Source organism: Frigoribacterium sp. Leaf164 (genome assembly GCF_001423665.1).
Lineage (GTDB): Bacteria > Actinomycetota > Actinomycetes > Actinomycetales > Microbacteriaceae > Frigoribacterium > Frigoribacterium endophyticum.
Window position 1 is genome coordinate 295,258 of record NZ_LMOX01000003.1, and the last position, 9,944, is coordinate 305,201.

The window sequence follows — 9,944 nt, forward strand, 5'->3', positions numbered from 1 at the left end:
CCCCGGCGGCCCGGCGGCGCGCATCACGGAACGGTCACGACTCGGGCTCCACGAGACGCCGGACGGGGTCTGCCGGTAGTCTGTGCCGAGCACGATGACGTGTCCAGATCGAAGCTCCGCGGTGAACACCGCTCGAACACGAGACGAGGATCGACGCCCGGGACGGGCCCGATCCCCACCGGCGGGGCACCGGGAGAACGGCGACCAGTCCGCTCTCGCCCCCCTCCGTCGCCAGATCACCGCCGACGGGGCAGACGCCAAGGAGACCCCGTGACCACGAACGCCTCGAGCAAGAACAGCAGCAGCGACCGCGCCGCCGAGCTCGCGACCCAGCAGGTCGTCATCCTCGCCGCCGGCCTCGGCAGCCGCCTCGGCCGCTCGCTGCCCAAGTCGCTCACCGAGCTGAGCGACGGCCGCACCATCATGCAGCAGCAGTTCGAGAACATCCACGCCGCCTTCGGCCCCCGTGCGCGCGTCACCGTGGTCGTCGGGTACAAGTTCGAGCACATCGTCGAGGCCTTCCCGCACGCGTCGTTCGTCTACAACGAGCAGTACGACCAGACCAACACGTCGAAGAGCCTCATGCGCGCGCTCCGCGCCAGCTCGGCGGGCGGCGTCCTGTGGATGAACGGCGACGTCGTCTTCGACCCCGAGGCGCTCCGCCGTGCCGCGCGCCTCGTGCGCGACGACCAGTCGTTCGTGACGGTCAACACCTCCAAGGTCTCCGACGAGGAGGTCAAGTACACGACCGACGCCGAGGGCTACATCGCCGAGCTCTCGAAGCAGGTCAAGCACGGCCTCGGCGAGGCCGTCGGCATCAACTACGTCTCCCGGGCCGACAAGCCCGCCCTGCTGCGCCAGCTCGGCAAGGTCGACGCCCAGGACTACTTCGAGCGCGGCATCGAACTGGCCATCGACCAGGACGGGCTACTCTTTGAGCCCGTGGACATCTCCGACCTCTACGCCGTCGAGGTCGACTTCGCGGAGGACCTCGAGCGCGCGAACCTGTTCGTCTGACCGTCAGCCCGACTGACCACCAGCACGTCGGGCGACCTGGCCGTCGAGGCTCGCCCTGCCCCCGAGGTGTCCCTGACCGCAGAGGACACCCGTGAGCACAGCCCAGGCCGAGCGCCCTCGGCGATCGTCGTCGGCGCGCTACCGCCAGACCCTGTGGCTCCTCACGAGCCGTGACCTGAAGGTCCGGTACAGCACCTCGGCGCTGGGCTACGTGTGGTCGATCCTCGACCCGCTGGTCATGGCAGGGATCTACTTCTTCGTCTTCCAGGTGGTGTTCCGCCGGTCGGTCGGCGACGACCCCTACATCGTCTTCCTCCTCAGCGGCCTCCTGCCGTGGATGTGGTTCACCGGGGCGGTCTCCGACAGCACCCGCGCGTTCCTCCGCGAGGCGAAGCTCGTGCGGTCCACGAAGATCCCCCGGACGATCTGGGTGCTCCGCCTGGTCGCCTCGAAGGGCATCGAGTTCGCCCTCAGCCTGCCCGTCCTCGCGCTCTTCGCCGTCCTCGGCGGCGCCCAGCTGCACTGGCAGGTCGTGTTCTTCCCGGTCGCGATGGCCCTGCAGGCGGTCCTCGTCGCCGGGGTGGGCCTCCTCGTCGCTCCCCTCGTGGTCTTCTTCCGAGACCTCGAGCGCGCGACGAAGCTCGCCCTGCGCTTCCTGTTCTACGCGTCGCCGATCATCTACGGCACCCGTGACCTGCCCGAGAGCCTCCACCTCCTCGCGGCCTTCAACCCGCTGAGCGGCATCTTCGGGCTGTACCGCTCCGCGTTCTTCCCCGAGCAGCTCGACCTGACGGAGGCCCTCGTCGGCGCCGGCATGTGCTTCCTGCTCCTCGCCGTCGGGCTCGCGGTCTTCCGCTCGAGCGAGCGCGCCGTCCTGAAGGAGATCTGATGACCTCGAGCACGCGGCCAGGGCGGGCGACCGTCGAGGAGGGCGACGCCCCCGTCATCCGGGTCGACGACGTCGGCATCCGGTTCCGCCGCAACAAGCGCGGCCGCCGGTCGTTCAAGGACCTCTTCTCCGACAGCAGCCGCCGGTCGCGCCCCGGCGAGTTCTGGGCGCTCCGCGGCGTCAGCTTCACCGTGCAGCGGGGCGAGGCGATCGGGGTCGTCGGGCGGAACGGGCAGGGCAAGTCCACGCTGCTGAAGCTCGTCGCGGAGGTGATCCTCCCCGACACCGGCACCGTCTCGGTCGTCGGCGGGGTGGCTCCGCTGATCGAGATCACCGGAGGGTTCGTCGCCGACCTGACGGTCCGCGACAACGTCTACCTGACGGCCGGCCTGCACGGCATGAGCCGGGCCGAGATCGACGAGCGCTTCGACGAGATCATCGACTTCGCCGAGATCTCCGCGTTCGTCGACACCCCCTACAAGCACCTTTCCAGCGGCATGAAGGTGCGCATCGCTTTCTCCGTCATCTCCCGGCTCGACGAGCCGGTCATCCTGGTCGACGAGGTTCTGGCGGTGGGCGACAAGGCGTTCCGCGAGAAGTGCTACGCACGCATAGAAGAGATGCTCGCCGACGGCCGGACCCTCTTCCTCGTCTCGCACAACGAGCGGGACCTCAAGCGCTTCTGCTCGAGGGGCCTGTACCTCGACGGCGGTCGGCTCGTCCTCGACGGCCCCCTCGACGAGGCGCTGGCCCGGTACGCCTCCGACCACCCTCCCCGCCCGGCGGCGTAGGCTCCAGCGATGCCCGACCAGACCGTGCCCGAGACCCCGCAGCCGCTCCCGCCCGTCCCGTCCGACGTCGTCGCCGAGGCCGACGAGTCCGGTCCGTTCACCGAGTCGCCGTGGCTCCGGCGCCTCGACGCGGTCCTCGCGGTGCAGCGGCCGGTGGCGGTCGCCCACGTGCGACGGCTCCGTCGTCGTCACCCGAAGGCGACGCCCGAGAAGCTCGTGCGGATGCTCGAGCGCGAGTACCTGACCGCCGTCACGGCGGGCGGGGCCGCGGTCGGTGCCAGCGCGGTCGTCCCCGGCATCGGCTGGGGCATCTCCCTGGCGCTCTCCGGCGTCGAGACCGCGGGCTTCCTCGAGGCCAGCGCCCTCTTCTCCCAGTCCGTGACGGAGGTGCACGGCATCGCCCTGACCGACCCCGACCGGGCCCGTGCCCTGGTCATGGCGATGCTGCTCGGGGCGCCGGGCGCCTCGCTCGTGCGCCAGTTCGCCGGAGAAGCCCTGGGCACCGCGCCGGCCCGCACGGCGTTCTGGGGCGAGCTCGTGACCCAGAAGCTGCCCAAGACCGCCATCGACGGCCTCATGGGCAAGGTGCGGAAGCAGTTCGTCCGCCGCTTCGCCGCCTCGCAGGGCGCGAGCATCCTCGGCCGTGCCGCACCGTTCGGCATCGGAGCCGTCGTGGGAGGCGCGGGCAACCACGCGCTCGGACGCAAGGTCGTGCAGAGCGCCAGGACGGCCTTCGGCCCGGCACCCGCCGCCTTCCCCCTCGAGATCCACAGCTAGCCACCCCGTCCGTGGCCGCCGTCCCTCCCCACGGCCCCGTCGCCCACAGGCTGACCGCACGAGTGTCGGCGGGACGACCTACGGTCACGCCATGGACACCACGACCGCCTACCCCGTCCCCCTCGCCGTCGACCGCTCTCGTGGCCCGCGGGTGCAGCGTCTCCTCAACGTGGGCGACGAGCCCCTGCTCGACCTCCGGGTGACGCTGCTCGACACCGGCCTCCTCGTGCCCGTGGCGACCTCGCGGCTCGAGCCCGGCGGCTCGATGAGCGTCAGCGTCATCGGCCCGGAGCTCGAGCGGCGGGGCATCGCCGTCGTCCGCTGGTTCCGCCCCGGCGGAGACGAGTACCTGTGGCGGTTCAGCTTCTGACGGCCGCCGAGCTCAGCGGCCGGAGCGGGCTCGTCGCTCGGCGACGTACTCGGCCGCGGTGAAGGTCTCGATCACGGGCGGCAGGTGCTCCGCGCTCATCCCCTTGACGAAGGTCGCCGGGTCGACGCCCAGCACGACGGCCAGGCGCACGATCGTGTGCAGCACGGGGTTGCCGACCCCTCGCTCGATCTTGCCGTAGTTCGACACGTTCATGCCGGCGAGGTGCGCCACCTCGTCCTGGCTGAGCCCCAGGCGCTGGCGCTCCTGGCGGACTCGATCGCCGAAGAGGTGGGCGGCGGGCGACGAGGGCTCAGGCATGCATCATGAGTACGCGTCCTGCGCACAGAACTCCAGATGCCGTGCCGCCCGGGCATGCATCACCGGTGACTGGATGCCCTAGAGTCCGTCGTCGCCGGTGTCCGACGGATCCGCCTCCTCTATGGCACGCGGGGGCTGGGGGTCCCGCGCGGCGTACTCGTCGCGCCGGGCCACGAGACGGGCGACGGCGGCCTCGAACCGCTGCGTCGCCGCCCCGGGGGCCGTGTCGCCGAAGTGGTGCCGCACCCAGTGCTGCAGGCGCCCCTGCGCCTCCGGGTCCGCCTGGACCCTGTCCAGGACCTCCACCACCTGCGACGCGTCGTCCGCGGTCAACCACTCCGCCGAGCCGAGGTAGCCCCGCTCGTCGACGTCCGCCAGCGGCGACGTGGGGCGGGTGACCACGAGGGGCCGACCGGTCGCCAGGCGGTCGTAGACCATCGCCGAGATGTCGCTGACGGCGACGTCGGCGACCGCGAGCTGCCAGCCGAGCTCACCCCCGGCGTCGTAGACGTGCTGGGCCGTCGGATCGGCGGCGTTGGCCGCCGCCACGGCGGCGACGATCTCCTCGTGGGCCCGCCGGTAGTCGCGGTCCACGACACCGCTCCGCGGGTGCGGGCGGTAGATGACCCGGTGGCGGCCGCTGGCCAGCAGCGCCGGCACGAGCCGTGTGCCGTGGCTGGCGATGGAGCCGTAGGCCGCGGCCGCCCGGTCGCCCTCCCAGGTCGGCGCGTAGAGCACCACGGTGCGGTCGTCGGGCGAGAAGGGCACGTCGCCCGCCGTGTGGTCGGCCTGGGGCCGGCCGACCGGGACGGCCCTCGCGTCGAGGTCATAGTCCCAGAGGGCCGCGGCGAGGCGCTCCCGCGCGGCGTCGCCGGCCACGAAGGCGTAGTCGTACGCCTTGAACTGGTTCGTGGTCATGTACATCTTGTCGCTCTCGCCGTGGTTGACGAAGACGTGCCACATGCGCCCGTAGCGCATCATCTGGAAGTTCTTGGCGTTCTGGTTGACGTAGAGCGTGACGGCCAGCGGGTGCGCCTCCACGAAGGCCTCCAGGTCGGCCACCTGGCGGGCGTACACCACCGGGACGGGCGACTCCTCCATCAGCGCGAGCATGGCCCCCGGCGACCGGGAGACGATGGCCACCGGGAAGGTCTCGGCGAGGTGCGCGAGCGGCGCGTACCACTGGCGGATCTGGTACATGTTCACGGACGTGTCCGCGAAGTAGACGGCGACCCTGACGGAGCCGGGCTCCGGCGCGCGACGGACCCGCTCGCGGTCGAGCCGCTCGAGTCGCCGCCGCTGCTGGCGCGAGCGGAACGCCCGACGGGCGAGTCCGCGGGCGAGTGAGAGATCTCGTCTCAGGGGCACGAGGTCGTCCTCCGATCGGTGGCGGTCCGGGCGGGGTGCCGACCGGGCTGATCCAGGCTAGATCACCGGCGGCCGACCCGCCCTCGCCATCCGGGCCACGGCGGCCCACCCGATCGAGCGGCGCCCGCCCGGGCTCGTGCGCCAGCCCTCGGCCCAGCCGCCGAACCACTGGCCGAGACGGACGGGCGTGCGGGCCCAGCGCAGCACCTGGACGATCGTCCACGAGGCCACGTAGACGGGCACGAGCGGCCACGGGAGGTTGCGCTTCGCCAGCCACACCCGGTTGCGGGCGTTCAGGCGGTGGTACTCGGCGTGACGGGCCGGGTCGATGGCGGGGTGGTGGGCGACCAGGTCGCCGTCGTAGCGCACGCGGAGGCCCTGCGCCCAGACGCGCCAGGCGAGCTCGATGCCCTCGTGGGCGTAGAAGTACGGCTCGCCCCAGCCGCCGCAGGCGTCGAAGACGTCGCGGGGCAGGAGCGTCGCGCCCTCCCAGACCGAGAAGACGTCGCCGCTGTCGGTGGGCTCGCCCTTGCGGATGCGCGGGATCCACCGGCGAGGCGACGTCGCCCCTGCAGGGTCGACGACCCGGGGCTGGAGGAGCCCGACGTCGCCCTCGCGGCGCACCACGGCGATCGCGTCGGCGAGGAACGTCGGCGAGGGGAGGGAGGCGTCGTCGTCGAGGAAGAAGATCCAGTCCCCTGAGACCTCCTCGGCGCCGCGGTTGCGGCCGGCGGGGATGCCCACGTTGTCGGGCAGCGCGAGCACGGCGACCCCGTCTGGCACGGGCCCCGGCCCGCCGCCGTTGCCGACGCAGACGACGTCGAGCTCGACGCCCTCCTGCCGGAGGAGCGACGTGAGCCCCGCCGTCAGGTCGGCCGGCCGTCGGCCCTGCGTGAGGCTGACGACCCCGACCCGGGGCAGGCCGGCCGCGCCGGCGCTCAGGACCTGACCCGCTTCGAGGCCATGATCGCGACGAAGTGCCCGACGAGCGCGAGCACCGAGAGCGGCAGCAGCACGGCGACGAGCACACGGTCAGCGCCCAGCGGGTCGCCCACGACCAGCCCGACGACGGCCGCCAGGACGGCCAGCATCGTCAGCTCGACCGAGTGGTAGAGCCGGTGGAACGGCACGAACCTCGCCGCCGAGCGGAGCCGGGCGAGGAGCCGGCCGGAGGGCACCGTGGCGCCGCCCCGCTTGTCGGCCAGGCGGTCGAGGCCCGCGGCCGCCCGGGCGACGTGGACCATGTCGTTGAGCGCCTTGTTCAGCACCACGACGAGAGCGAGCGCGCACCCGAGCGTGGTCCAGAGGTAGTCGGCGGGCGCGTCGAAGGGCCAGCCCGCGGCCCGCACCCCCAGGACGACGGGGATGAGCGCCTCGGTGGAGTAGTGGCCGACCTTGTCGAGGAAGACGCCCGCCGGCGAGCTCGTGCCGCGCCAGCGCGCGACCTCGCCGTCGCAGCAGTCGACCAGCATCTGCAGCTGGCCGAGCACCAGGGCGAGCATCGCGCCGCCGATGCCGGGCACCAGGAGGGCCGCCGCCGTGGCCCAGCCGGTCAGGATCATCAGGCCGGTCACGCCGTTCGCCGTGACGCTCGTCCGCAGCAGCCACCACGTCAGGTACGGCGACACGTCACGCAGGTACAGCGACGCCGTCCAGTGCTCGGCGTTGGCGCGGCTGCGCACCTCGGGGGGCTGGGCGACGCGGCGGAGCTCGTCGATGGAGGTCGGCCTCGTGGGCAGCGAGGTCATGGCGCGGCTACCTCCCGGTGTGAGCGGTGATGTTCTTCGTGAGCGACAGGAAGCCGAAGACGAAGCCGGATCCCCAGCCGAAGTGGATGGAGGGCAAGACTACGAGAAACCACAGCCGCGTGCGGAGGCTCTCGCCGCGCGCGGCGAGCACGGCCGCCGCGACCACGAAGAGCAGGTAGGCCCCCGGGGCCACGAAGCCGAGCAGCGCCCAGGCCCACGGGCTGCCCACGACCGCGCCGACGACGCCGACCAGGCCCACCACGAGGCCGACTCCCGCACCGACGACCATGGCCGGCGGCACGAGGTAGCGCAGCGTGTTCGCCTTCGGGAACCGTCGGGCGAGCTCGCCGCGCCAGAGCCCGGTCGCGACGAACTGCCGGACGAGCTTGCGGAGGCTCGGCCGGGGCCGGTAGGTCACGACGAGCTCCGGCGTGAACCAGACCGTTCCTCCGGTCGCCCGCAGCCGTCGGTTGAGCTCCCAGTCCTGGCCGCGCTTGACGTCCTCGTCGAAGAGGCCGACCTCGAGCAGGCGGGAGCGCACGAAGACGCCGAGGTAGGCGGTCTCGGCCGGCCCCTCCGCGCCTCCGACGTGGTGGGGGGTGCCCCCGAGGCCGACCCGGCTGCCGTACGCGCGCGCCACCGCCCGTTCGAAGGGGGTGCGCCCCTCGGCGAGCATGATGCCGCCCACGTTGTCGGCCCCGCTGCGCTGCAGGGCCGCGACCGCGAGCCGCGTGTACTCGGGGGGCAGGACGGAGTGCGCGTCGACGCGGACGGTGACGGGGTGCACCGAGGCCCGGATGGCGACGTTGAGGCCGGCCGGCGTCGAGCCGACCGGGTTGGGGATGCTCCGGATGCGCGGGTCGGCCGCCGACATCTCGGCGACGACCTCGTCGGTGCGGTCGACGCTCGGCCCGAGGGCGAGCAGCACCTCGAAGGGGCCCTGGTAGTCCTGCGCGACGAGGCTCTCGACGGCGGCGCGGATCTCCGCCTCCTCGTTGAGCACGGGCATCACGTACGAGACACCGGGGAGGGGCGTGTCGGGCAGTGCCATGGTGTCGGGCCTCGGGCTCACGGCGCTGGGCGCACGGTCGGGGACGGGGGATGCCGCCGGCATCCCCGCGAGCTTACCAACAGGCGAGGGCGGGCCCGGGAGCCCCGGGCCCGCCCTCGCGGCGTGCTGTCGCGGCGTGCGCCGCGCTCGGCCTCAGCTCGTGAGCGTGCCGAGCGTGACGGAGGCGGTGGCCGACTTCCCGTCACGGACGTACGTGAGGTCGGCGGTGCTGCCGCCCGCCAGGAAGCGCACCTGCGCGGTGATGTCCGTGCGGCTGGTGACCGGCACGCCGTTGAACTCCGTGACGACGTCGCCCTTGCGCAGGCCCGCCGCCTCGGCGGCTCCCCCGCTGCTGATCTCCACGATCACCGCTCCGACGCGGTCGGCGCCCTGCACGTTCGCGGCGTCGTCGACGCTCGCCCCGAGGAGGCCGTGCGACGCCGAGCCGTTCGCGATGATCTCGTCGGAGACGCGCTTGACGAGGTTCGACGGCACGGAGAAGCCGACGCCGATGCTGCCCGACGACTCGCCCGAGCTCGCGATCGCGACGTTGAGGCCGATCAGCTCGCCCTGCGCGTCGAGCAGCGCGCCGCCCGAGTTGCCGGGGTTGATCGAGGCGTCGGTCTGGATGACGGGCAGCGAGATGACGCTGCTCGCCTGGTTCTGCGTGCTGCCGTCGCCGTTGTTGAACGAGAACGGGCCCTGGCCGTTGTTGTCGTTCTGCTGGCCCTCGTCGGAGCCGTCGGTCGGGGCGGCCGACGACTGGACCGTGATGCTGCGGTTGAGGGTCGACACGATGCCGTCCGTGACCGTGTTCGAGAGCCCGAGCGGGGCACCGATGGCCACCGCGGTGTCGCCGACGTTGAGCTTCGACGAGTCGGCGAAGGTGATGGGGGTGAGGCCCGTGGCGTCGATCTTGAGGACGGCGAGGTCGACGGTCGGGTCGAGGCCGACCACGGTGGCCGGCAGGATGCGGCCGTCGCTCAGGGTGACCGAGATCGTGCCGGAGGCGCTGGCGCCGTCGAGCGTGACCACGTGCGTGTTCGTGACGAGGTAGCCGTCGTCGGAGACGATGACTCCGGAGCCGGTGCCGCCCGACTGGCCGGCCGTCACGGTGATGGTGACCACCGACTCCGTCGCCTTCGCGGCCACGGCGGTGATCGCCGTCGCGTCGGCGTAGTCGTTGACGGTCAGGTCGCGGGACTGGCCGACGACCGTGGAGCTGCCGCCGCCGGCCACCGCGCCGCCGACGACGCCGCCGAGGGCCCCGCCGCCGATCAGGCCGACCGCGAGGGCCGCCGCGACGACGCCCCGGCCACGGCGGGACTTCTTCTCCGTCGGCGCGGGTGCCGCCCAGGTGCCCTGCGGCTGCCCGTCGGCGGTCGGCCACCCGGCCTGCGGGGCCGTCTGCTGGTCGTGCCAGCCGGCCGTCTGCGGGTGGTCGCCGGCCTGGGCGTGGCCGGGCTGCTGGTAGCTGCCGGGCTGCTGGTACGAGGCAGGCTGCTGGTAGCTGCCGGGCTGCTGGTACGACGCGGGCTGCTGATACGACGCAGGCTGCTGGTAGCTGCCGGGCTGCTGGTACGACGCGGGCTGCTGGTAGCTGCCGGGCTGCTGG

The 9,944-nt window shown here is 72.7% G+C and carries 11 protein-coding genes; 5 read left to right on the forward strand and 6 right to left on the reverse strand.

Annotated elements, in window-relative coordinates; genetic code table 11:
• Nucleotides 1-342 precede the first annotated feature (342 nt).
• The 5 genes from ASF82_RS09455 to ASF82_RS09475 all read left to right on the forward strand — a co-directional run bounded on the left by ASF82_RS09455 (nt 343) and on the right by ASF82_RS09475 (nt 3,844).
• Nucleotides 343-1,017: an NTP transferase domain-containing protein gene (locus ASF82_RS09455; RefSeq protein WP_056058840.1), complete on the forward strand. Its 675-nt coding sequence runs from the start codon at nt 343-345 to the stop codon at nt 1,015-1,017.
• 91 nt (nt 1,018-1,108) lie between these two features.
• Entirely contained in the window at nt 1,109-1,906 is a 798-nt protein-coding gene (locus tag ASF82_RS09460) for an ABC transporter permease (protein ID WP_056056527.1), read from the forward strand.
• Nucleotides 1,906-2,697: an ABC transporter ATP-binding protein gene (locus tag ASF82_RS09465; RefSeq protein WP_056056528.1), complete on the forward strand. Its 792-nt coding sequence runs from the start codon at nt 1,906-1,908 to the stop codon at nt 2,695-2,697. The genes ASF82_RS09460 and ASF82_RS09465 overlap by 1 nt, the downstream gene beginning before the upstream one ends.
• Before the next feature lie 9 nt (nt 2,698-2,706).
• Nucleotides 2,707-3,474: a hypothetical protein gene (locus tag ASF82_RS09470; RefSeq protein WP_056056529.1), complete on the forward strand. Its 768-nt coding sequence runs from the start codon at nt 2,707-2,709 to the stop codon at nt 3,472-3,474.
• Nucleotides 3,475-3,565: 91 nt separating this feature from the next.
• Complete coding sequence (locus ASF82_RS09475; RefSeq protein WP_056056530.1) at nt 3,566-3,844, forward strand: hypothetical protein; 279 nt, start codon at nt 3,566-3,568, stop codon at nt 3,842-3,844.
• 12 nt (nt 3,845-3,856) lie between these two features.
• Here the strand turns inward: ASF82_RS09475 and ASF82_RS09480 are convergent, their stop codons facing one another.
• The 6 genes from ASF82_RS09480 to ASF82_RS09505 form a co-directional block, all read right to left on the reverse strand.
• Complete coding sequence (locus ASF82_RS09480; RefSeq protein WP_056056531.1) at nt 3,857-4,162, reverse strand: helix-turn-helix domain-containing protein; 306 nt, start codon at nt 4,160-4,162, stop codon at nt 3,857-3,859.
• 78 nt (nt 4,163-4,240) lie between these two features.
• Nucleotides 4,241-5,530 (reverse strand): CDP-glycerol glycerophosphotransferase family protein, encoded by a 1,290-nt coding sequence (locus ASF82_RS09485; protein WP_056056532.1) that lies wholly within the window; start codon nt 5,528-5,530, stop codon nt 4,241-4,243.
• Between the two features lie 57 nt (nt 5,531-5,587).
• Complete coding sequence (locus ASF82_RS09490) at nt 5,588-6,472, reverse strand: glycosyltransferase family 2 protein (protein WP_056056533.1); 885 nt, start codon at nt 6,470-6,472, stop codon at nt 5,588-5,590.
• Nucleotides 6,469-7,278 carry a CDP-alcohol phosphatidyltransferase family protein gene (locus ASF82_RS09495; protein WP_056056534.1) on the reverse strand — a complete coding sequence of 270 codons (810 nt, stop codon included), beginning with the start codon at nt 7,276-7,278 and terminating at the stop codon, nt 6,469-6,471. Before ASF82_RS09495 ends, ASF82_RS09490 begins: the two co-directional genes overlap by 4 nt.
• Nucleotides 7,279-7,285: 7 nt before the next feature.
• Nucleotides 7,286-8,329, reverse strand: coding sequence for a glycosyltransferase family 2 protein (locus ASF82_RS09500; RefSeq protein WP_056056535.1), 1,044 nt, complete (start codon nt 8,327-8,329; stop codon nt 7,286-7,288).
• A 153-nt stretch (nt 8,330-8,482) separates the two neighbouring features.
• Nucleotides 8,483-9,944 (reverse strand): S1C family serine protease (locus ASF82_RS09505; RefSeq protein WP_235491247.1); only part of this gene is annotated, 1,462 nt, incomplete at its 5' end.